This is a genomic window from Armatimonadota bacterium (assembly GCA_020354555.1).
Taxonomy (GTDB): Bacteria; Armatimonadota; Hebobacteria.
Map to the genome: position 1 here is coordinate 89,308 of CP070648.1, position 23,086 is coordinate 112,393.

The 23,086-nt window shown below is 66.5% G+C and carries 15 protein-coding genes; 6 read left to right on the forward strand and 9 right to left on the reverse strand.

The window, feature by feature from the left end:
- Positions 1–29: 29 nt before the first annotated feature.
- On the reverse strand, positions 30–1,805 hold the full coding sequence (locus tag JSV65_00385) for a hypothetical protein (GenBank protein UCH34846.1): 1,776 nt from the start codon (positions 1,803–1,805) through the stop codon (positions 30–32).
- A 451-nt stretch (positions 1,806–2,256) separates the two neighbouring features.
- Here JSV65_00385 and gyrB point away from each other — a divergent pair, with 451 nt between their 5' ends.
- The 3 genes from gyrB (at position 2,257) to JSV65_00400 (ending at position 8,635) form a co-directional block, all read left to right on the forward strand.
- The gene (gene gyrB / locus JSV65_00390) at positions 2,257–4,236 is read left to right on the forward strand and encodes a DNA topoisomerase (ATP-hydrolyzing) subunit B (protein UCH34847.1); all 1,980 of its coding nucleotides are present in this window, start codon (positions 2,257–2,259) and stop codon (positions 4,234–4,236) included.
- A gap of 168 nt (positions 4,237–4,404) precedes the next feature.
- Positions 4,405–7,167 carry a DNA gyrase subunit A gene (gyrA, locus tag JSV65_00395; GenBank protein UCH34848.1) on the forward strand — a complete coding sequence of 921 codons (2,763 nt, stop codon included), beginning with the start codon at positions 4,405–4,407 and terminating at the stop codon, positions 7,165–7,167.
- A gap of 148 nt (positions 7,168–7,315) precedes the next feature.
- Positions 7,316–8,635 carry a hypothetical protein gene (locus tag JSV65_00400; protein ID UCH34849.1) on the forward strand — a complete coding sequence of 440 codons (1,320 nt, stop codon included), beginning with the start codon at positions 7,316–7,318 and terminating at the stop codon, positions 8,633–8,635.
- Between the two features lie 225 nt (positions 8,636–8,860).
- On the opposite strand, the gene JSV65_00405 is transcribed toward JSV65_00400, so the two are convergent.
- From JSV65_00405 to JSV65_00430, 6 genes are all read right to left on the reverse strand, one after another.
- Complete coding sequence (locus JSV65_00405; GenBank protein UCH34850.1) at positions 8,861–9,823, reverse strand: hypothetical protein; 963 nt, start codon at positions 9,821–9,823, stop codon at positions 8,861–8,863.
- Positions 9,824–10,077: 254 nt separating this feature from the next.
- Complete coding sequence (locus JSV65_00410) at positions 10,078–12,717, reverse strand: insulinase family protein (protein UCH34851.1); 2,640 nt, start codon at positions 12,715–12,717, stop codon at positions 10,078–10,080.
- A gap of 90 nt (positions 12,718–12,807) precedes the next feature.
- The gene (locus JSV65_00415; GenBank protein ID UCH34852.1) at positions 12,808–13,557 is read right to left on the reverse strand and encodes a PASTA domain-containing protein; all 750 of its coding nucleotides are present in this window, start codon (positions 13,555–13,557) and stop codon (positions 12,808–12,810) included.
- A 65-nt stretch (positions 13,558–13,622) separates the two neighbouring features.
- Complete coding sequence (gene mltG / locus JSV65_00420) at positions 13,623–14,684, reverse strand: endolytic transglycosylase MltG (GenBank protein UCH34853.1); 1,062 nt, start codon at positions 14,682–14,684, stop codon at positions 13,623–13,625.
- Positions 14,671–15,108, reverse strand: coding sequence for a Holliday junction resolvase RuvX (gene ruvX, locus JSV65_00425; GenBank protein UCH34854.1), 438 nt, complete (start codon positions 15,106–15,108; stop codon positions 14,671–14,673). The genes mltG and ruvX overlap by 14 nt, the downstream gene beginning before the upstream one ends.
- On the reverse strand, positions 15,105–16,499 hold the full coding sequence (locus JSV65_00430; GenBank protein ID UCH34855.1) for a hypothetical protein: 1,395 nt from the start codon (positions 16,497–16,499) through the stop codon (positions 15,105–15,107). The genes ruvX and JSV65_00430 overlap by 4 nt, the downstream gene beginning before the upstream one ends.
- A 108-nt stretch (positions 16,500–16,607) precedes the next feature.
- On the opposite strand from JSV65_00430, the gene JSV65_00435 reads away from it, so the two are divergent.
- The gene (locus JSV65_00435) at positions 16,608–17,105 is read left to right on the forward strand and encodes a hypothetical protein (protein UCH34856.1); all 498 of its coding nucleotides are present in this window, start codon (positions 16,608–16,610) and stop codon (positions 17,103–17,105) included.
- A 270-nt stretch (positions 17,106–17,375) separates the two neighbouring features.
- Here the strand turns inward: JSV65_00435 and alaS are convergent, their stop codons facing one another.
- Positions 17,376–20,018, reverse strand: coding sequence for an alanine--tRNA ligase (alaS, locus tag JSV65_00440; protein ID UCH34857.1), 2,643 nt, complete (start codon positions 20,016–20,018; stop codon positions 17,376–17,378).
- Between the two features lie 482 nt (positions 20,019–20,500).
- A complete protein-coding gene (locus tag JSV65_00445) occupies positions 20,501–20,917 on the reverse strand; it encodes a manganese catalase family protein (protein ID UCH34858.1) in 417 nt (138 codons plus the stop codon).
- A gap of 396 nt (positions 20,918–21,313) precedes the next feature.
- Here JSV65_00445 and JSV65_00450 point away from each other — a divergent pair, with 396 nt between their 5' ends.
- Positions 21,314–21,985: a hypothetical protein gene (locus tag JSV65_00450; GenBank protein ID UCH34859.1), complete on the forward strand. Its 672-nt coding sequence runs from the start codon at positions 21,314–21,316 to the stop codon at positions 21,983–21,985.
- Positions 21,986–22,333: 348 nt separating this feature from the next.
- Positions 22,334–23,086: hypothetical protein (locus JSV65_00455; protein ID UCH34860.1), on the forward strand; the 753-nt coding region annotated here is incomplete at its 3' end.

Here is a 23,086-nt window from a genome sequence, read left to right on the forward strand (position 1 = left end):
CCCTCCGGCAACACCTGAACCCCATTCGTTCACCGTTCGGCGAGCCAGTCGAGGATCGCAAGGAAGACTCGGCGTTCGGCGCCCTCCAAGTCTTTGGAGTAGCCGTAGTAGGAGCCGGAGAAGGCGACTCTTCCCTTGCCGTGCGTACCGACGACGTAGACCGGATCGCCGAATGTGTTGCGGATGACGACGGCGCCTCGTGGACCGGGCTTGAAGATCATGTGGTCGAGGAACTCCGGCGTAAACGTGACGCCGGTGGCGAGGCCGCCGAGGGCGTCGTGCGCCGCGACGATCTCCAGGTCGGTCTCGACGACGTGGCGCTCGGCCTCGACGTTGTTCGTCGGCTTGTCGCGCGCCGCGATCTCGGACACGGGACTGGCCATGAACCAGGCGGTATCGTGAACCAGGAACAGCCCGCCGCCTTGTTCGACGTAATCGCGCAGCGCCTGCACGAAGCGATGCTCCGGCGGCAGCGCCACGTTGAAGTTCTGCAGCACGATGACATCGAGTTGACGAAGATACTCGAGTGCCATGCCGCGCAGTTCGTGCACTTCGAACTTGCCGGCCTGCTCGACGAGGTCATGCATGCGCGGCTTCATGCCGTAGAGGGCGAGCTGGAGCTTGTCCGTGTTGCGGTCGAGTTCGGTGACGCCGAAGGTATCGGGGGTCTCGCGCTCCTCGTGCTGCAGGTCATAGCGCCCGGCGGCGATCTCGCGATTGGCGCGGGTGAACCACTCCCAATAGGCAGCGTGATCGGGCTTGTCGTACCTCGGGCCTTCGTAGAACACCCAGTAGCCGTCGGAGACGTCGGAGATCATCACCGCGTTCTTGCCAGAGAACTCGGGGTCGGCGCCGGCGACGACAGGATCGATGCCGCCCATATAGAGCAACGGGATATCGCGCTGCTCGACGAACCGGATGCCGGCCTGCAATTCCTCACGATTCGCCGCGAGAGAGTCCTCGTGAGGCACGAGGGCCGAGGGCCGGCCGTACGTGCAGGCGTCGGCGAGGATGAGGGGCGCCTGCACGGTGGCCCATTCCGGGTAGATCGCCTCCGTGATGAAGAGCGTCCCAGGAGCAGGATAGACGATGAACTGGAACCGCGGATTGACGGCGTCCACCTGTTCGCGCAGGGCACGGCACCGCGCCCGCCAGGACTGGATCTGGAAGTCGCGGAACGCATCGTGCAGGCCCTGTTCCGTGAGCCAGGGATACCGTTCCGCGGGGGCGAGGTCGGGTAACTCGATGCCATTGGCGTCGGCGAACTCGCGGAAGATCTTGTCGTCGTACGAGAGGTCGTAGCAGTTGCCCCGCTTACCCGCCGCGTAGTTCTCGTAGTCCAGGAAGACGCCGACGACGGACGGCACTTCGACGCTCACCTTGGCGTGCCCGACGATCTTCTCGGTCATCCACTCCCACAGCTCGTCCGCATTGGGGCTGTAGAGATCCTGTTCGTCGCCAGTGGCCCAAACGAGCTTGGTGCCGGTCTTGGCGGCGAGCGTTCCGCGCATCCACGCCATGTAGTAGATGTCGTGCTTCTGCGCCCACTCGGCGACGCGGCGGACCCGGGTCATGTCCTCGCCGCCGATGCGCGGGCAGACGACGTTGAAGCCGGCGTCGGCGATTTCGCGGACATGGTCCTCGGTCATGACCCATCCGTTGGCGGCCATGAGAACCTTGTCCACCAGCACGCGGAGCTTGTCCGAGCGGCCGAGATCCTCGCGCGCCGCAGCGGAGACCAGCCCGGTCAAGAGGCTGCCTGCCACCGCCAAAGCGGCCAGCAGACACATGACGCGAACGCTCATCAATTCCGCCCTCCTTCGCAGATGCCGAGGGGCCGCCCCGGCGCCGACATGGTCGGATTCGCGGTGGCGACGGCTGCCTGGATGAGTCTTCGCCGAGCCGACGGCGGCTCCCTGCGGGGGCCGAACGCCAGTGCCGGAATGGCCTGTGAGCGGGGTGTCTGTCGGGGTCAAGGCGCCCTTGTGGGTGCTTCGGCGGCGGCGCGCCAAGGGGTCGGAAAGCAGGCCGGTCGAGGGCGCTTTTCGGTGCGGTTTCCGCAGCGCTGAGCCTTGACTCAGAGGGCCTATTTTGGTATCATATTCTTGGCCGAGAAAGGGTGCTGTCCGGCACCTTTTCTTGCTTTCCCAGTGGAATGCTGTGGGCCCCCGGAGGGCCGCTCCCTCTCGTACCCCCAGCACTCCCGCTGATCGTAATCACAGCCGAAATCACAGCATCGAGAGTGGGAGGAAGCCTTTGGCGCGAACCCGAGTCTCCAGCTCAACTACAGGTTATGGTGCCAGCCAGATTCAGGTACTGAAGGGCCTCGAGGCCGTGCGCCGCCGGCCCGCGATGTACATCGGCGACACGGGCGTGCGCGGCTTGCATCATCTCTTTGTCGAGGTGGTGGACAACGCGATAGACGAGGTGCTGGCGGGACGCTGCACCAAGATCGACGTCGTTCTGGCGAAGGACGGATCGGTGCGGGTGGAGGACAACGGGTGCGGCATCCCGGTGGACAAGCACCCGGAGGTGAAGCGGCCGGGCGTCGAGGTCGCGATGACCATGCTTCACGCCGGGAGCAAGTTCGGGGGCGGCGGATACCGAGTCGCAGGCGGTCTGCACGGTGTTGGGGTCTCGGTCGTCAATGCGCTGTCCGAGTGGCTGGAGGTGGAGGTTCGCCGCGACGGCAAGGTGTGGGAGCAGCGCTTCGAGCGCGGCAAGAAGGTCGGCGAGTTGAAGGCGACGGGCAAATCGACCCGCACCGGGACGATCGTCACCTTCAAGCCGGACCCCGACGTGTTCGAGACCACGGAGTTCAATCCGGAGACGATGACAGCGCGCCTGCGCGAGCTCGCCTACCTCAACCCGACGGTGAAGATCACGTTCACCGTCGAGGAGACTAAGGACAAGCAGGAGTTTCACTACAAGGGCGGCATCGCGGCGTTCGTGGAGCATCTCAATCGGCTCAAGGACGCGCTGCACCGGGTAGCGCGCTTCGACGGGCGGCGGGAGGATGTCGAGGCCGAAATCGCCCTGCAGTACAACCACGGTTTCCTGGAGAACATACACTCCTACGCCAACAACATCCACACCGCGGAGGGGGGCACGCATCTCTCGGGCTTCAAGACGGCGCTGACGCGCGCCATCAACGCATACGCGCGCAAGGCGGGGCTGCTCAAGGAGAAGGATCCCAACTTCACCGGCGATGACGTGCGCGAGGGCCTGACCGCGGTTATCAGCGTCAAACTGTTGAACCCGCAGTTCGAGGGGCAGACGAAGACCAAGCTTGGCAACACCGAAGTCGAGGGGCTGGTCAGCTCAATCGTCTACGAGGGATTGAGCGCCCATTTGGAGGAGAACCCGAGCGCGGCGCGGCGCATTGTGGACAAGGCGATTACCGCGTGCCGCGCGCGCGAGGCGGCGCGCAAGGCGAGCGAACTGATCAAGCGCAAGAGCGCGCTGGAGGGGACGAGCCTGCCGGGAACGTTGTGGGATTGCTCGGAGCGTGACCCGGCGAAGTCCGAGTTGTTCCTGGTCGAGGGCAAGTCGGCGGGAGGCGCTGCGAAGCAGGGGCGCGACAGCCGCTACCAGGCGGTGCTGCCGCTGCGCGGGGTCGTGCTCAACGTCGAGCGCGCGCGCCTGGACAAGATGCTGAACAACGAGGAGATCGCCACGCTGATCAGCGCGTTGGGCACGGGCATCGCGCAGCGGGAGGGCAACGGGAACGGCAACGGGGATGACAGCGAGACCGCCGGCGAGGCGAGCGCCAAACTCGACCTGTCGCGGCTGCGCTATCATCGCGTCATCATCATGGCAGACGCGGACGTGGACGGAGCGCACATCCGGACGCTGCTGCTGACGTTCTTCTTCCGCTACATGCGGCCGCTGGTGGAACGGGGGCACCTCTACATCGCGCTGCCGCCGCTGTACGGCGTGCAGAACGGGCGCGAGATGCTCTACGCTCACAGCGACCAGCAGCTTCAGGAAATCCTGAAATCCTCGGGCAAGAGCGAGTCGTCGGTGCAGCGCTACAAGGGGCTGGCGGAGATGTCGGCGGACCAGTTGGCGGACACTGCGATGGATCCCGAGAAGCGCACCGTGCGGCAGGTCACGATCGAAGACGCCGAGCGCGCGGACGAACTGTTCAGCATACTAATGGGGGACAAGGTGGAGCCGCGCAAGGACTTCATCGTCACCCACGCCAAGGAAGTGACCGACGTAGACCTGGTGTAGGCGGCGATGAGGCTGCCGCGCCATGGTGAGGTCCCACCCGTATGCGGCGTTCCCGGTTACCGCGACGGGGACGCGGCGGCGCGAACGGTCGAAGCTCCTGCGATTCCTTCGTCTCGAAGCGTCCTGGTCGAACGCACCAACCCTTAAGCACCAATCGGAGCACGAATCATGCCTGAAGCCTTAGCGCAGCCGGACCTGATCCCGATCGAAGACGAGATGCGCGACTCGTTCATGCAGTGGGCGGTAAGCGTCATCGTGAGCCGCGCGCTGCCCGACGTGCGGGACGGCCTCAAGCCGTCGCAGCGTCGCATCCTCTACGCCATGCACGAACTCAACCTCGGGCCGAGTTCGGCCTACCGCAAGTGCGCCAAGGTGTGCGGCGACACCCAGGGCAACTATCACCCGCACGGCCAGGAGGTGATCTATCCCACGCTGGCGCGGATGGCGCAGGATTGGAACCTGCGCTACCCGGTGGTTGACGGGTTGGGCAACTTCGGGTCGGTGGACGGCGACCCGCCGGGCGCGATGCGTTACACGGAGTGCCGCCTGTCGCGCTACGGTGTGGACATGCTGGCCGACATCGACCAGCGCACGGTTGACTTCATGCCCAACTTCGACCAGAGCAGGCAGGAACCGTTGGTGCTGCCGAGCCGGTTTCCCAACCTGCTGTGCAACGGGTCGGCAGGCATCGCAGTGGGGATGGCGACGAATATCCCGCCCCACAACCTGGGCGAGGTAGTTGACGCGTGCGTGCTGCTGATTGACAACGAAAGCGCGACCCTGGATGAAGTGATGCAAGTGCTGCCCGGGCCGGATTTTCCGACCGCCGGGTTGATCCTGGGTATGCGGGGCATTCGCGAAGCATACGAGAGCGGGCGCGGCTCGATCATGATGCAGGCGCGGGCGACCATCGAACCGCTGGAGCGAGGGCGCAACGCTATCATCGTCACCGAACTGCCCTACGGTGTGAACAAGGCGCAACTGGTGCAGCAGATCGCGGATCAGGTGCGCACCAAGCGTCTCAACGGGGTCGCGGCGCTGCGCGACGAGAGCGACCGCAAGGGCATGCGCATCGTCGTCGAACTCAAACCCGATGCCAACCCCAATGTCGTACTCAACCACCTCTATAAGCACACGCGCATGCGCAGCGTGTTCCCGGTGAATACCGTCGCGCTGGTGGGGCAGACGCCGCGCACGCTGGGCATCGTCGGCCTGCTCCAGCAGTTCCTCGGGCATCGCCGCGAGGTCGTGACTCGCCGCGCGCAGTACCAACTGGAGCGCGCCGAGGAGCGGGCGCACATTCTCGAGGGATACCTGGTCGCCCTCAAGCATATAGACGAGGTGATCGAACTCATCAAGAAATCGCCCGACCCGCCGACGGCGCGCAGCCGGCTCATGGAGCGCTTCGGGCTCACCGAGGTGCAGGCCCAGGCCATCCTGCAACTCGTGCTGCAGCGGCTCACCAACCTCGAGCGCTCCAAGATCCAGGAGGAGTATCGGGAGGTCATCAAGCGCATCAACTACCTGCGCGACCTGCTCGAGAGCCCGCGCAAGATCATGCGGGTGGTCAAGGACGAACTCCTGGAGCTGAAGGAGAAGCTCGGCGACGAGCGGCGCACGCGCATCCACCCCGACGAGGCGGAGGACATCTCGATCGAAGACCTCATCGCCGAGGAGGACGTCGTCATCACCGTCACACGCGACGGTTACATCAAGCGGCTGCCGGTGGACACGTACCGCACCCAGGGGCGCGGCGGCAAGGGCGTGGTTGGCCTCACGGCCAAGGAAGAGGACACGGTGGAGCATCTGTTCATCGCCTCCACGCATCAGTACGTCCTGTTCTTCACCAACCGCGGCAAGGTCTATCGCGTGCGCGCGCATGAGATTCCGGCGGCGAGCCGCCAGGCGCGCGGCACGGCGATCATCAACCTCATCCCGATCGAGCCTGGAGATGTGGTCACTGCCACTCGGTCGGTGAAGGACTTCGCCGCCGACCGGTACCTCTTCATGGGTACGCGCCAAGGGATGATCAAGAAAACGAGTCTCAAGGAGTACGACACGCGGCTCAAGGGCGGGATCATCGCCATCAACCTACACCAGGGCGATTCGCTGGAATGGGTGAAGGTGACGGACGGCGAGCAAGATATGATCATCGCCACGCGGCAGGGGATGGCGATACGCTTCCCCGAGAAGCAGGCGCGCCCGATGGGGCGGGCCGCAGCCGGCGTGCGGGGCATTCGTCTGCGCCCGAGGGATGAGGTGGTCGGGATGGAGGTGTGTCGTAAGGACTACGACCTGCTCGTCGCCACCGGGAACGGTTACGGGAAACGCACGCTGCTCGACGAGTACCGCAAGCAGGCGCGCGGAGGGGTGGGGATCAAGACCCTCCAGGTGACGCGGAAGAACGGCCCGCTGGTGGACATGAAGGTGGTGGAGCCGGATGACGAGGTGCTGCTGATCACCGCGGAGGGCCACATCATTCGGCAGCCGGTAGGGACGATCCGCCGCACGGGGCGCTCGGCGCAGGGGGTGCGGCTGATCCGCCTCGACTCAGGCGATCGCGTGGCGGGCCTCGCGCGGGTGGTGAAGAAGGAAGACGAGGACGCGCGAGCGACGGACTCTGCGTTCGAGTCAATCGAGGAAGCGGCATCGGCCACTGAGTCTGACGCAGGACGGGCGCCCGAGCGAACGGAGGCGCGCCCGGCGCCTGCGGCGCGCGCGCGCGGTAAGGCGGCGACTCGCAAGACGCCGGCACCCAAGAAGCCCGCCGCGGCCAAATCAAAGAAACCGGCTGCGCGCAAGCCGACCCCGAAGAAGGCGACGGCGCGCACCAAGGCAGCGCCGAAGCGCACCGCAAAGCCTGCGGGCAAGAAGGCAGCGAAGCCGGCCGGTCGCGCCGGCAAAGCTCGGAGCAGCAGGAAGCGCCGCTGAAGGGGCGGGGCAGCGCATTCCCAGCCGACGCACCGTTGACGCCGCTCGGCCGCGGCTGAGCTTCCGCGGCGCTCCGCTCGTCCAAGCCAGGCCGCCAGCAGGCCCGCGCCCCGGAGGTGTCGAACCCAGGGGCGAGGTCCTCGCCCTCATGATCCGTCTCCCACAAGCCGAGCTTAAGCTTGCGCCGCGTGCCGCTTCACGCCTCGCGCTGTATGCCTTCGCTGCACTCCTCGTTGTCATCAACCTCGTCGCTTTCCGCCACGCCATCGGTTGGGACGTATTCTACAACACGGACAGCGAGGTGATGCTCGGCGTTGCCGCAAAGGCGGGATGGCGCGAGGCGCTGGGTTGGATCACAGGGCCGTGGGTCGGCGCTCCGCTTTGCCTTTACTACCGCCCGACTTCGAGCTGGCTGATGTGGGCGGAGTGGGCGCTCTTCGGCTGGAATGCCGCCGGGTATCAATGGGTGGGCATGGGCCTCCATATTGCGTCCGTGCTGCTTTTCTGGCGCATCGCGGCGCGGCTGTTGGGCAGCGAATTGCTGGCGGCCGTGGCGGCGCTGGTTTTCACCGCGCGGCCACGCAATGTGCGAACGCTCGCGGTCCTGACGGCTCAGCCGGACCTGGTGGCGGCGGTATTCATGTTCCTGTCGCTGCTCCTGCTGTGCGTCGGCCTGGGCGCAGCATGCCGCGCCCCTACAGCCGGTTCGGCTGGGAGTGCCAGACAATGGCGGCAGGCGGCGGTCATCGGCGCTTCGCTGATGGCCGCTTTGTTGTCGCTCGGCGGAAAGGAAATGGCGCTGAGCCTGCCGCTGCTTGCGAGCCTGATCATCGTCTTCGACCGGCGGTCAAGCAGGCGAGAAAAGTTGATGCTGCTCGGGGCGTACTGGGCCGCATTCGCCGCGTTCATGCTGCTGCGGACGTTCGCCATGTCGGGGCTCGGGTACATTCCGAAGGGATGGCGCGACCCGATGCAGGCGATGACGACGTTCGGGCGCTCGGCGGGGTTGTACTTCGCCTACCCCTTTGCGGCGTCGGTGCTGACCAGGGAATGGTGGCCGTTGGCGATGTTCGCACTGATCGGGGGGTATGCCGCGGCTGCCTGGCGGCGTCCGCCGCTGCGCCAGGAGCGCACGGTTCTCTACGTCGCTGTGCCCGCGTTGATCGGTGCGGCGCTCGGCGCTGCGGCGCTGTGTTATGAGACGTGGGCCGGGATCCTGACGTGGTATCCGTGGCGGCTGTTGGGACTGATGCTGCTGTACGCGGCCGGAGCGGCGCTGATCATCGCGCGTGATCGTCGAGCGGCGCTGTTCGTCCTCTTGTGGGGGCTGTTCGCGTTCGTACCGGCGGCGTACCGCGTGTTCGACTGGTCGGGTAAGTTCTTCTACATCCCACACACGTTCTGGGCGCTGGCGGCGGCGCTGGCGGTTGATGCTGTGATCCCACTGGCGCGACGGCCGGCCCGCTAAGCACTACCACGACGGTGCGGGGGGCTACGGCAACAGATTCATGCGCGGACAACGCGGCTTGGGCATCGCGCAGGCTGCGGCACCAGTGAGTAGATGTTGGCGCTGCGGCCGGAGCGAACGGCCCTATAGAGATTGCTCACTGCGTTCGGAAGAGCAAGGACATCGTGGGCACGAGGCCTGCCTCAGCGATGCCGTCCGTCCTCGTCGTTCAGACCCGTGAACGTGCTACTGTTGCTCAACAGTGTACTGTGTGCTCCGGATGTGGTCTATCACGAGGGTGCCCGGCGGGAATTGCAGCTCAAGATCCTCGGGCGAGAGCTTCGTATCGGCATCGAAGGACAGGACGCGCATGTCGCCTTGGATGGTACTCCCATCTTCGTGCTCGACGCGTCGAGTCATGTGAGTTGGGATCCACGCATCGCCCGCTTTCGCCACGGTCTCGATCCGAAGCTCCATGGTGTTCTTGCCGGCGCTGCGGTAGGTGACGATCCTGGGGAGGAAGCCGTGGACGTCGTCGATCCAGTAGTATAAGTCCCGCTTGTTGCCGTCTTCGAATAGAAAACCGAATCCCCTCACGCCAAATTGCCGCTCGGGGCCTGCTCGCAACGTGCGGCCCGATTCGGCCGCCGTACGCAGCTGCTTCCAGTTGATGACAATGGGACCGGACCCACGGATGGCGGACAGAGGGTGCCTTCCGTCGAATCCCCTCCGGTCCGTGTTGTTCCCAGCCGCGGGCAATATCTGAGCCGTAAGTATCTCCTCTGCCGACGAGGCGGAATCTCCGCGCACCGCCGCGAGCCGTATCTCCCGCCCATCAGTCCACGTGCGAATGCGCGGCATGGTAGCCTCGTAGTCGTAGTCTGCGGTCGCCGGCGCGAACGACGTGCTCAGGTCCTCGAAGTAGGCCGTCTGGGGCGCGACGTACTTCATGAGGAATCTCCGCGTCGTCTTATCCTCGGCAGTGACCTGTTTGTACTCCACTTCAGCAATGAGGTGCTGTATCGCGTCATAGTTACGCTGCATGCCCTCCGCTCTGGTCGCGGCTTCCGCCTCGGCGTACCCGACGATGTCCTGTGGCCGTACGCGCGAATGCGCCGCCAAGCCATGACTCACGAGACGCGGAGCGCCGAGTGTCGCTCCGCCAATAAGCGCCAGACCGACCGCCACATACATCGTCTTTGCCATCATCCCGACCCCCTCCATGACATCCACAGGCTGTGCACTAGGCCGATACCCGCTGGCGTGCCAGAGCCAACGCCGTGGGCCAACTGCCCATCACCTACTCTACGAGCATATTGTCTTCCCCAATCCGACTCTTTCTAAGCTTCCCCGAGCGGGCCCGACAACCTTCGGGAGGAAGCGCACAGGCATCGCGAGCAACTGTTCGCAGCAGTCCCGTATCGAGGAGGGGGTATGACCGTCGACGCCATACATAAGAGACCTCAGTCCTCGTACGGCCCGGCGACCGCAACCGCGGACTCGCGCGGATCGCTGCACCGCGCCGCGACCTCCATCACGTGCTCGGCGGTGACCGCCTCGACCAGGCTCCGATAGCGTGCGAGGTAATCGAGGCCCAGATCCCAGTAGGCGACGTCGTGGATCGCATCGGCGACGCCCTCGTTGGTCTCCAGGCGCAAGGCGAGGCCGCCGATCTGGTTGGATTTGGCGTCGGCCAACTCGTCGGCGGGCGGGGGCTCGGAGCGCAAGCGGTTGATCTCCCGGCACACGCTTTCCAAGGCGCGCTCGACATGGGCCGGGCTGACGCCGGCGCGCAGCTTCCACAGCCCGCGGCCGAGGCACGCCTCGACGCTGCTCCCGGCGTAGTACGCCAGCCCTTGATCGTCGCGCACCGTCTTTCCCAGTCGCCCCATCAGTCCCAGGCGGCCGAGGATATTATCGGCGAGATTGAGGGCGGTGAAATCGTCGTCCGTGCGGCTGATCGCGCGGTATCCCAGCGCGATGTCAACCTGGGATTTGTGCTTCATGGTGCGAATGCGCCGGGCGACGTTTGGGGGATCGCCGGGAGGGGCGATCTCGAAGTCGGCGACGCCCGGCACCGCCCAGTCGCCGAAGGAGCGTTCGACGAGCTCGAGCACCTCCCGCGCCCGTTTGTCGCCGACGACGGCGACGATCATTGTCTGCGGGCCGTAGCAGCGTCGGTGGAACTCGGCGAGGTCTTCGGCCGAGAGCCGCGACACGGTCTCGAGAGTCCCGCTGATGTGGCGACGATAGGGGTGCCCAGGCGCGTAGGCCAGCTCGTGGAGGTCATGCTCCGCCATGGCATGGGGGTCATCGAGTTCATCCTTGATGCCGGTTATGATCTCGTTCCGCGCCAACTCCACTTGGTCCGACGGGAAGGTAGGCGCGCGCAGGCAGTCGGAGAGAATCTCCAGCAGGAGAGGCAGATCCGCCTCGAGGCCCTTGGCTGCGAAGGAGACGCGCTCCGACGAGCACCAGCAGCCGATCTGGCCGCCCACGGATTCCACGACATCCGCTATCTCGTCGCGGCTGCGGCCGCCGGCGCCGCGGCGCAGGGTCGTGGCGGTGAAGTTGGCGAGACCGGCGGTATCGTCGGTTTCCAGCGCGCCGCCGACCTTGAGGCTTCCTCGCACCACGATCGCGGGGCTATGCTTGCTCTCGTTGACCAGCAGTCTGGCGCCGTTGTCGAGGAAGGACTCCTGGACGCGCGGCAGGGCGGGGTCGCCGCCGGTGGCGAAAGCCGGACGGTCTATGACGCTGTAGAGCATCGCCACCTCCTTGCCGGGGGCACGCGTTTCCGGCGCGGGAGCAGTGGGCTCGAAAACGCCCACGGTGCGGTTGTCGGCACGCAGGTACTTCTCCGCTGCGGCACGCACGTCGTCCGGCGTGAGCGCGGCCACCGCATCCAGAACCGCCGTGAGATAACGGTAGCCGACCGTGGACTCATAGTAGCCGAGCGCGCTTGCCTGGCTGGAGACGCCGCTGGCGCCGTAAGCGTACTGGGCGCGCATCTGACGGATGGCTTTGGCCAGCTCGGCGGGCTCGGGCGCCTCGGCGCGCAGGCGCTCGACCTCCTCGAGGGCCCGGCATTCCGCGTCCTGAGGGCTGACGCCGTCGCGCACCATCATACGAAAGTGAAACAGCCCGGGGTCTATTCCCGGAGCGAGATAGCACCCGATTGATGACGCCAGCCCGCCTTCCACGAGGGCGCGATAGAGGCGAGAACTCCGTCCGAGATATACGCCGGAGCCGAACCCGACAGGCTTGGCCCCGCCCAGGATCGCGTCGCACGCGATGAGCGCGGGCAAGTCGGGATGGCCGATCTCGGGGACATGGTAGGCGAGTTGCACGCGAGCGGCGGCACCGGGCTTGCGCAGGGATACGCGCCGCTCACCGGACTGAGATGGCTCCTGCCCGCGCAGTGCAGGCGGTTCCGGCGCCGCGGCGATGGGGTCGAAGTAGCGATGCACCAGTTCCGCCGCCTCGGCGGCGGCGAAGTCGCCGGCGAGCACGAGAATGCAGTTGCCGGGCGTGTAATACGTGCGGTAGTGGTGATACAAGTCATCGCGCGTTATGGACTCCAGATCGCTGCGCCAACCCAGCACATGCCAGCGATAGGGATGAACGCGGAAGGCGGCGGCCTGCACCTCCTCGTAGAGCAGGAAGCCGGGGTCGTTCTCGCTCATGGAGCGCTCGGAGAGGATCACCGTCCGCTCGGCGCCGACGTCGTCGGGGCTGAACCTGGCGTTGACCATGCGGTCGCTCTCGATGCGGGCGGCGAGTTCGAGATGCTCGCGCGGCAGGGTTTCGAGATAGACCGTGTGGTCTTCACTGGTGAAGCCGTTGAGATAGCCGCCGAGCCGGCTGACCTGGCGCATGATCTCGCCTTTGGCGAAGCCGTCGGTGCCCTTGAACAGCATGTGCTCGACCCAGTGACTCACGCCCGTGATCCCGGGCAGCTCGTTGCGCGAGCCGACGCCGTACCAGGCCCAGAACGTGACCACGGGAGCGGCGTGTATCTCCTTGATGAGCACGCGCAGTCCGTTATCCAGGACGATGCGCTGCACCTTATCTGCTATCGCCGTTGACGTTCGCTTTGGCATAGTTGGGGCTGGGTCTCCTCGATCAGGTTGTCACTTGCGAGGGCCGGCAGCGCTCTTCACACAGCCGTAGCTCGCCGTGAATACGTCGGCCTAGAACCGCTTTTCCTCGATGAGCTTGTCGTCCACATAGACGCGGGCGGTTGCCTCGCCCTGCCCCGTCACGACCTGGGTGATGGTCGCCCCCGGATCGTGGAGCGCGTTGTAGGGAATGGTCATCCCGCGTTCATCTTCGACCTCGATGCGCACCTCGGCGGGCCGTTGTCCCGCTGGCAGGGTGACCTGCACGACGGCATAGTGGGGTTGCGCCGGAGTTTCGGGGGCCTCGCCGGCAGCTTCCTCGGGCAACACGCGCGGTTGTGGGCCGGCGCTGACGACGAGTTCGACGCCCTCGCCGCGCGGGATGCGGACATCCGGCGCAGGATGCTGCTGCATGACCAGCCCCGCAGGCACCGCTTCGTTGTAGCGGCGCCGGATGCGGGCGAGGCGCAGATCTGCAGCGGAGACTGCCTCGCTGGCGCGTGCGAGGTCCATTTCGCGCACATCAGGCATGGCGACGGAGGGCGGGCCGTCGCTCAGGACCAACTCCACGGTCCGGCCCTGACGCACAGTCCGACCCGCTTCGGGCGCGGCACTGATGACGGCGTCCGGGGGCAATTCCTCGTGATGGCGCCGGGCGGTGATCTGTCCCACCAGGCCCCGGCGCGCCAGGATCTGCTCCGCTGCGCGAACATTGATGCCAACAACATCGGGCACCCTGATCTCGCGCGGCGCCATCCCCAGCCATAAGTACAAGCCGCCGACTACCAGGGCGACCACGGCGGCGACCAAGCCCAGCAGCATCAGCACTCCCCACCACGGGGAGGGCGGAGGTATGGGGGGCTCTCGAGGCGGTTGCTGGGGGGACGTCATTGGCTCTCCTGCGCCCGCCTTTCGGCGCGGGCGCGCGCGATAGCGCGCAGGTGCTCGGCGTAGGTGCGACTGAAGATGTGAGACCCGTCCGGGCGCGCGACGTAGAACAGGTACGGCACGACTGCCGGGTGCAGTGCGGCCTCGATGCTCGCTCGACCCGGGCTGTTGATCGGGCCGGGGGGCAAGCCGGGATGCAGATATGTATTATAGGGTGACGGAAGCTTCAGATCGTCGTAGGTCAGGCGTTCCTTGCGACCGGCGCCCAAGGCGTACTGGACGGTGGCATCGCACTCAAGCTTCATGTCCAGCTTGAGCCGGTTCGTGAGCACGGCAGCGACGATCGGGCGGTCGGCGTCAAGCTTCGCCTCGCCCTCGACCATAGAGGCCAGGGTGATCAGCTCGTGCAGCGACGAGATGGGCGAGTCGGCAGCAGACCCAGGGTTTCCCCGGCCGACCTCGGCGGGGTGCCGCCCCTTCAGCACGTCCTGCCACACGACCTCGTCGAAACGAGCAAGCATCATCCCGACCAGGTCGCCGCTTGCCCCGGGATGCCGCGCCACCTTGTAGGTGTCGGGGAAGAGGTAACCCTCGAGGCCGCGTTCAGGGCGCGGGAAAGTGATGTTGAAGTCGCCCGGCGAATCCACCACGCTCAGGAACTCGTCCTGACTTCCCAGCCCCTTGGCCTCGACGAGTTCCGCGACCTGGCGCAGGCACAGCCCCTCGGGGACGGTGACCCATTCCGATATCACCGACCCGCTCTGAATCGTGCGCAGTATCTCCACGGTGTTGATGTCGCGGCGCAGGGCGTAGTCGCCGGCGATTGCCCGCCGCCACCCGTCCCCCCAGGCCGCGGCGAGCCGGAACGCCGACGCGCTGCGGATCAGCCCGTGAGCCTTCAACGCCGCCGCGACGTCGCGCGTGCCAGCTCCCTCCTCGACGGTGAAGCGTATGGTCTGCCGCCCGCCGCCGACGGGCACATAGAGCAATACGTAGAGCCAGCCTCCAAGGGAGGCCGCCAGGACGAGGACTGCGATAATCGCGTATCTAGCCGCCTTCACCGCGCTGGTGTCTTTCGGTCTCCAGGTAGTCTTGCAGCATTACTGCCGCCGCCATCTTGTCGCGTACGAGCTTGCGCTTGGCCCGGCTCACGTCGGCATCCAGCAGCGTGCGTTCGGCGGTCACCGTCGTGTGGCGCTCGTCCCAGCGGATCACCGGCACGCCGGCCGCTTTTTCGATGAGTTGCGCGAACGCCAGCACCTTGTGGGCCTGCGCCGTGGGCTCGCCGCGGGAGCTGTACGGGACGCCGACGACGATCTCGCGGACACCGTAGGACCGCGCCATCTCGACGATGCGCCGAACGGCCGCTTTGTTGCTGTGGCGCTCGATCGTCTCGAGCGGTTGGGCCGTCAGCCCCAAGGGGTCGCTGACAGCCACGCCGATTCTGCGGTCTCCGACATCCAGTGCTATGATGCGGCTGGTCATGAGGTCGGACGATTCTCCTCAAGGGCGGCGTATGCTATCGCGCAAGCGATGGTGCCGAGGGCGCTGGCGCCGGCGACGATACCCGAGTCGTTGACGATGACGGCGACGAAGGCCCCGGCCGTGCTCCCGGCGAGGCCCGCCCACAGAGCGGGCCGAACTGCCAGGACGGCGGCGAGGCGCGCGGGAGGCCGCATTACCAGCCACAGCGTGGCGGCCAGCACCGCCAACGTCATTCCATTGTACGGCGCGATAGCGAAGATGTGAAGGTTAGCCGCGAATTTACGCGCCGCGATCTGCGCCGCCGCCGTGATGCCTGCGGTGCGCATCGCATGAGCGGAGTCGCCGAAGTGTGTCCATGTGCGAGCATCGCCGAGAAGATCGAGCGCCATGAGTGCGGTGCCCGCCGCCGCCGCCGCCGCGAGCCCGGCCACCCAGTGGCGGAGGCGGGGACGACCGCGCCGGACCGCCATCCATGTGATGGTAAACGCGAACGCAGCTGTGACGCCGCCTCCCCAGTTCGCGCCCCAGTACGGTGCGCCTATCGCCAGGCCGACCAGCATCAGCCACAGGCCGAGCATCCAGACGGTTCCGCGGCCACCGCCGCGCTGTTGTGCGAGAGCCGTTGACCCGATCGCCGCGCATGCAATAGCGGCACCCATGACGTCATTGCCGATGCCGTGGAAGCGACCGCCGAACATGGGGTTATAGCTGATAACGCAATTGCCCAGCAAGCGCGCGCCCGTTACGGCGTCAATGGCGATGACGCCTGCGGTGGCGGCGAGCAGCGCGCCGAGCGCGGTCATGGGAGGGCTGCGGTACGATGCCAGCCAGGCGAACGCCGCCGCCAGCGCCGCCGCAATGACATACGGCTGAACGAGGCCCCCGGGATCCAGCACCGGCAGCAACAGCAGTGCCAGCGGCAGGCTCATGCCGAGGAGGAGAATCAAGCGCAGGCGCCGCCGCGCCGTCAGCGCGCGCTGCGGCCGGAAGGCGAGTGCTGCGCCGACGCCGATGAATATGAAGAACTGGCCGAGGGCGTAGACCGGCCCGAATCGCCACCGGAGTTGCACCAGGCGCACTCCACGGCGGCTGATGGCGCGCACGTCGCGCAGCGGTTGACCGCCGGCGCGCCAGCCCATGGGGCGGCCGCTCATGCCAGCGCCGCCGTCCTTGCCGCCTCGCGGCACATCAATGCCGAAGTGCTCGAGGACGGTGGGTGCGATATCCGTGTTGGAGACGAAGCCGGGGCGGCGCGTGCTCGCGCTGGTCAGCAAACCGGGCTTGAAACCCGGGCCGATGACCGCGATGGGGGCGTAGGCCATGCTCTTCGGCGACGCATACGGCGGGCACGTCGGGCTGAGGATGATGAGCAGTTGTCGGTTGGTATCCACGGCGCGGAGCACCCGTCGCAAGACCTCGGCGCGGCGGGGCAGTATTCTCAGCGCTTCGGGGTCCGGCATTGGCGGAGGCGGAGCGGTGAGGGGCCGAAGGAGCAAGTGATGGAAATCGACGACGAACAGGTCGGATTCGCGCTGACACTCCTCAAGTTTCACCCATGGGTCAGCCGGCCACGAGCCGCCGACGCAGGCGATATGTCCGGATCGTTCCATTGCGATAGCGACGGCAGGTATGACCGTATGTCCAGATGCACCGACCGGCAATACGTGGATCAGTCCCGTCAGCAGGCCGTGTTCGCGGAGCGTCGTGCCGAGCAAGCCCGGCTCGGCCTGGGTGCGAGCGCGCTGATTCGCGGCGCGCAGGCGAGCGATGCCGCGGTCCCTCTCCCAACCAATGAGAGCAACCGCCCCGTCCACCGCGCCGCGTCCGGCTCCGATGGTGACGTAGGGATCGAACTGTCGAGGAGAGCCGAGCGGGCGGCTATTCATCACGCCGACGGCGGCGCGACGGAGCAGGCCTTGCAGCTCAGGCAGGTCAGCCGCGACCAGTTCCTCCCAGCTCACGCCGTGGAGAACGAGGATGATGGCTTTGCGGTCTGAATGCGGCGCGTTGGCGGCGGGCGCGGCTGCAGCCGTCGCAGCCGCGACGAAACCGGTGATGATGGCCGCAGCCGCGCAACGGAGAAGCGGGGACCCGGGGGAAACGCACCGACGGGGGCAAGATCCCTCGCTGCGCTTGCGATGACACCGGACTGGTTGCCGCCATGACATCTTACGGGCGACGCTTAGGAAGAAGCGGCGAAACCGGGCCGGCCGGCCCGGTTCATCGCGCGTCAGTTCGTTCGCGTCCCCATGGGCCACGGGGATGTCCTATTCCTTGCCGGCGAGCTGCCGGCGTACGAGATCCGCGACGGTGCTCAGCGCCTCGTCGAGCTTGGACGGATCGCGTCCCCCGGCCTGGGCGAAATCGGGGCGCCCGCCGCCGCCGCCGCCCGCGGTCTTCGCCACGTCGCCCACGAGTCTGCCTGCGTGGACGCCGCGCTCGGTCAGGTCCTTGGAGACTTCGCCGACGAAGAGCACCTTGCCGTCCGCTTCAGTGCCGAGCACGACCACTCCGCCGCCCAGGCGCTCCAACACGACGTCCGCCAGGTTGCGCAGGGCCTCGGCGGACAGGTTGACGGTTCTTCCCGCGACAACGCGGGCGTCCTCGACGGCCTGCGCCTTGCCCACCAATTCGTCCGCGACCGCGGCCGCGCCGCGAGACTGGAGAGACTCGATGCGCCGTTGGGCGTCGCGCAGCTCGCGCTGGAGGGTTTCGATGCGCGTCGGAACGTCCTCGCGCGCGGCGCGCAGGAGTTCCGCGCTGCGGGCGAGAGCGCCTTCCTCGCGGCGGACATGCTCGAGTGCGGCGAGGCCGGTGAGTGCCTCGACCCTGCGCAGGCCAGCGCCGATGCTGCTCTGAGCGACTAGCTTGAACGTGCCCACGGCGCCGGTGTTGGGCGCGTGCGTACCGGCACACAGTTCGGTACTGAAATCGCCGATCCCGACCATGCGCACCTCGTCGCCGTACTTCTCCCCGAAGAGCGCGATGGCGCCCGCCTTGCGCGCCTCTGCCATGGGCACCAGGGTGGCGGTCACGGGGCACAGATCCAGTACGCGCCGGTTGACGACGTCCTCGACTTGCCGGATCTCCTCCGGCGTCAGCGGAGCGAAATGCGCGAAGTCGAAGCGCAGGCGGTCCCGCTCGACGAGGGAACCGGACTGCACGGCATGCGGGCCGAGCACGGTGCGCAGGGCATGGTGGAGCAGATGCGTCGCGGTGTGTGCGCGCGTGATGGCGTGGCGCCGCTCCGCATCCACCGATGCGTGCACCTGCTCGCCGCGCACGAGTTCGCCTTGCTCGACCACGACGCGCAGGGCGTGGACGCCCTCGGCGGGGTGGTGCGCGTCCTCGACGCGCGCCCTCGTGGCTTCGGCGTCGAGCAAGCCGGTGTCGCCGACCTGTCCGCCCGCCTCGGCGTAGAACGGGCTGTAGTCGAGGATGACCTCCACCTTGTCGCCAGCGCGCGCGTTTTCGACCTCCTTGCCGTCCTTGATAAGATGAAGAATGGTGGCGGTGACCGTGAGTTCTTCGTAGCCGCAGAACTCGGTCGTGCCGGCTGCGGCTCCATAACCTTCGGTGCCGCGATAAGCGAACGACTGCGCGGCGGCCGCGCGCGCGCGCTCGCGCTGGCCTTCCATGGCGTGGAGGAACTGCTGTTCCTCCACGGCCAAGCCGTGCTCGGCGGCGATTTCGACCGTGAGTTCGTAGGGGAAGCCGTAGGTGTCGTAGAGCTCGAACGCGGTCTCGCCGGGTATCGTCGCGGCGCCGGCGGACTTGACGCGCTCGATGACGCGTTCGAGGAGCAGGCTGCCTTGCTCGAGCGTTTCGTCGAAGCGGTGCTCCTCGGCCTGGACGAACTTGACGACGACATCCTGCCGGTCCGTGAGTTCCGGGTAGGCGTCGCCCATGTGACGGACGACCACGGGGCAGATGCGACTCATGAATGGCGTGGGCAGGTTGAGGCGCCGGCCGAGGCGAGCAGAGCGGCGGATGAGCCGGCGCAGCACATATCCCCGCCCCTCATTGCTGGGCGTGACGCCGTCGGCGGCCATGAAGGTGACCGCGCGGGCGTGGTCGGAGATGATGCGGGCGGCTTCGTCGGCTTGCGGGTTGGCGCCGTAGCGGAACGACCCGTCGGCGGCGCGCGCCATTTCCGCGATGTAATACATGATGGGCCGGAACAGGTCGGTGTCGAAGATGGTCGAGCACCCCTGGATGATCATGGCAAGGCGCTCCAGGCCCATGCCGGTGTCTATGTTCTGGGTCGGCAGGTCGGCGAGGCTGCCGTCCTCGACGCGGTTGTACTGCTGGAAGACGAGGTTCCACACCTCGTTCCAGCGGTTGCAGTCACAGGCCGGGCCGCAGTCGGGCTTGGCGCAGCCGAGTTGCTCCCCCGCGTCGTAGATGATCTCGGTATCGGGGCCGCACGGGCCGAGGCCGCCGCCGGTGGGCCACCAGTTATCCTCGACGGGGACGATGCGCTCGTCGGGGAGGTTAATATCGCCGCGCCAGATCGCCCGCGCCTCGTCGTCCTTGGGGTAGATGGTGATCCACAGCCGATCGGCGGGGATGTCGAGGTCCTTGGTGACCAACTGCCAGGCCCAGGCGATGGCTTCGCGCTTGAAGTAATCGCCGAACGAGAAGTTGCCGAGCATCTCGAAGAAGGTCTCGTGGCGCGGGGTGCGGCCGACTTGCTCCAGGTCATCAATGCGCAGGCACTTCTGGCAGGTGGCGACGCGGGGCGCGGGCGGGGGGACTTCGCCCCGGAACGCAGGCACGAACTGCTGCATGCCGGCGATGGTGAACAGAGTTGTCGGGTCGCTCGGGATGAGCGGCGCCGGCTGGACGATGCGGTGATCGCGTTCGGCAAAGAAACCCAGGAACTTCTTTCTCAACTCATCGGAAGTCACGGAATCACCTCGGGGCCCGCGCTGTGATGGGCCGGGGGCCGCGCACCATGCGGCGGGATTGCGTCGCCACAGCGGCGCGCATGGCGTGCATGCCCCGCGACGGCTGTCACACCGGACTATTATAGCAGAAAGCTTTCGCGCGGGAAAAGTGCGAGTCGCGGGGTGCACAGACCAGCCACGGCGCGGAGCCGACCGCAACGTCGGAGTGCAGGGGCGAGGCCGGCGAAGAGACTGTACCGCGTCCGCGGGTGCGGTGCTGGGATGCGATTACGGCGCCCTTGGGTGCAGTCGCATAAGAGCGATTACCGGACTGCCGCGGGCGGCCGCGGGAAAGCGCGGCAACTGTGGGGCGTCCGTGCGGGCGACTCAGCCGCCCAGATCGCATCGCGCGCAGAGACGCCGGGCAAGCGGCACGCGGCCGAGGCCGTGAACGGCGGGGGGAGCGCCGACGGCCTCGGCCTGCGATTCACACCGCGCGGCGGCTACTTGCCGAGCGCGGTCTTGAAGTTGTTCGCGTGGTCCTCTTCGTCGGCGAGGATGCCTTCCATCATGGTGCGAGAGGTGACGTCGCCCTCGGCATCGCACAGCTTGATGATGTCCTTGTACATGGCGATCGCTTCCTCCTCGGCCTTGAGGTCGAGTTGGAGCATCTCCTTGAGATTGGCGCCCGCCTTGATCGGCTCCGGCTGCTTGGTCGGGGTGCCGCCGAGGTAATCAATGCGCTCGCCGAGCGCCTCCGCGTGCTTCATCTCGCTGACGGCGGTCTCCTTGAGCATGTCGGTGATCGGCAGGCTCTCGGCTCCGGTTGCGGTGTAGTGCTGGAGCATGTACTGGATAATCACCGCCAGCTCGCGTGCACGCGCCTTGTTCAGCTCGTCAACGACCTTCTTCTTCGGCATTTTCCCTTGTCTCCTGTCCTCGGTGTGGTCGTGTACAGTGACCTGAGTGCCACTCGTGGCGGCCGGTTCCACGCTGCGGAGATGCGGCCCTGCCGCTTGCTTGTCAACGTGACAAGACATTCCCGGCCGCACGGGGCGAGCGCGAGGCGGGATGTACGCTGAAACGCCCATCGGCCGCCCCCTCCGCGTCGAGCGACGGGGGGCGCAGACCGGGGGGTGTGGGCATGTCTTGACATTGCAGGTGGCGGGTGCTAAGATAATGCGCCTTGGTTGCTTGCTGAGTGAAGGCGCGAGGGTCGTTGGCGCTTGTCGCGCGACGTCTTTGCCGCGAGGCGTGGGCGCGGGAAGCGCATGGGGCGTAGGAAGTAGGGACAGCGATCCCGGCTGTGTGGACGCATGAGCGAATCGAACAAGGCCCCGTCAATCGCGGCGATTGAGCAGACCATCAAGCGGCTGCGGAACGTTTTGTCGGTCCGTGTCGCGGGAAATGGACAAGGGGACGTCGAGGAAGTACACGTCCTCATAGACAACAAGCGCAACCCCAAGCAGGTGGGGCGCGACATCGAGTCGGCCCTGATGAGCGAGTTGGGGGTGCGGGTGGATCATCGCAAGATCAGCATCGCGCAGGTGCGCGACAGCGAGGCGCGGGCACCGGAGCCGCGCTTGCAGCTTGCCAACATATCGATCACGACCGATCGGCGCCTGGTGCAGGCGCGGATCACGCTGAGCCGGGGGGAGGATTCGTTCGCCGGCTTGGCGTCGGCGCCAAGCTATGACTACGAGCAGCTGCGCCTGATCGCCGAGGCGACGTTGCACGCGGTGACGGAGTACCTGCACAGCGCGGTCGAGGATGATGAATCCCGCCCGGCGCTGGCGGTGCAGCGGGTTCATGTTTCGAGCCCGGGCGAAATGGAAAAAGACGTTGTGATGGTGTCGGTAAGGCTGATTCACGGAAGGGGTGATGAGACACTGGCAGGGCTGGCGTTCGTTCGCCACGATTTGTGGAAGGCGGCGGCGTGCGCGACCCTGGACGCGATCAACCGAAGATTGCCCTGGTTTGTGGAATAATCACAGCGCAGTTGACATTGCAGCAATATTGCAGCCAGCACCCGGCCCGGCGGTAACGCCGGGGCGGTGATGCCTTCCGTAGTGGGGGACCAGGAGCCAGTATGTCAGGGCGAAACCCCTGGAGCGGAGCGGTACCGCCTGTCTGCCGAGTAGCGGAGCCAGGCAGAGCACTGAACCTCCAGGAGGTGTCGCTGTGGGTAAGTGGATGTCCGTGCTGCTGGCTCTGTTGTCCCTGATGCTGGCCGGTGGCGCGAGAATCATGTGGCCGTAAGCTGACCACTACTTGAACTCGCGTAAATGCGAAGGCCCTGTGCTCCCGGTCCCCCTACGGATGCACTCACGACAGACATGCGGAATCTGCCGCCGCCATTACGGGCATATCTCGTCGCGGTCCCCATCCTCGGGGGCGCGCTTCTGGTCTGGTTGAGCCTCGGGCTCGCCGACTACCCCGAACTGAAGCTTGTCGAAGGCATCTTCTTCTTCTTCGCCCTCACCCTGATCGCCGCTCAGTCTCCCGTGCAGCTCCCGCGCGGCGGGATCATGAGCGTCGCCTTCGCCGTGGACTACGCGTGTATCGTTATCTACGGCCCGGCGATCGCGGCATGGGTCGCCGTGCTCAGCGCGCTGGTGCTGCTGCGCAAGAGCACGTGGTACAAGATCCTCTTTAACGCCGGTCAGCTCGTCCTCACCGTCGGCCTCGCCGGCCTCGTCTACGGATGGACCGGCGGCGAGTTCGTGGCGCTGGCGGAGGATCCGCTGTCGCTGCGCAACAGCGGGCTCGCGATCATCCTCTCGGGTCTGACGTACACCCTGGTCAACAGCTTCGCGGTGGCGATCGCCGTCGCGCTCCAAGAGAGCCGCCACCTCCTGGGCACGTGGCGCGTGGGCTTCGGGTGGATGGGGCCGCGCTACCTGGCGCTGGCCCCGTTCGGCGTGCTGATGGCGATGGTGTACCAGGTCCCTGATCTGCGCTACGTTGGAGTCGCGCTGTTCCTGCTGCCGTTATTCTGGGCGCGGTATGCCTTCAAGGGCTACGTGGACATGCGCGAGGTGCATCAGCAGACGGTGGATGCTCTGGCTAATGCGCTGGAGGCGTATGAC

What these genes read in the sequence shown, in the direction of transcription:
- JSV65_00385 (UCH34846.1), bottom strand. Translation starts at nt 1,805, where the DNA reads ATGAGCGTTCGCGTCATGTGTCTGCTGGCCGCTTTGGCGGTGGCAGGC.
- gyrA (UCH34848.1), top strand. Translation starts at nt 4,405, where the DNA reads ATGCCTGAAGCCTTAGCGCAGCCGGACCTGATCCCGATCGAAGACGAG.
- JSV65_00400 (UCH34849.1), top strand. Translation starts at nt 7,316, where the DNA reads ATGATCCGTCTCCCACAAGCCGAGCTTAAGCTTGCGCCGCGTGCCGCT.
- JSV65_00405 (UCH34850.1), bottom strand. Translation starts at nt 9,823, where the DNA reads ATGATGGCAAAGACGATGTATGTGGCGGTCGGTCTGGCGCTTATTGGC.
- JSV65_00410 (UCH34851.1), bottom strand. Translation starts at nt 12,717, where the DNA reads ATGCCAAAGCGAACGTCAACGGCGATAGCAGATAAGGTGCAGCGCATC.
- JSV65_00415 (UCH34852.1), bottom strand. Translation starts at nt 13,557, where the DNA reads ATGCTGCTGGGCTTGGTCGCCGCCGTGGTCGCCCTGGTAGTCGGCGGC.
- ruvX (UCH34854.1), bottom strand. Translation starts at nt 15,108, where the DNA reads ATGACCAGCCGCATCATAGCACTGGATGTCGGAGACCGCAGAATCGGC.
- JSV65_00435 (UCH34856.1), top strand. Translation starts at nt 16,608, where the DNA reads ATGGAAATCGACGACGAACAGGTCGGATTCGCGCTGACACTCCTCAAG.
- JSV65_00445 (UCH34858.1), bottom strand. Translation starts at nt 20,917, where the DNA reads ATGCCGAAGAAGAAGGTCGTTGACGAGCTGAACAAGGCGCGTGCACGC.
- JSV65_00450 (UCH34859.1), top strand. Translation starts at nt 21,314, where the DNA reads ATGAGCGAATCGAACAAGGCCCCGTCAATCGCGGCGATTGAGCAGACC.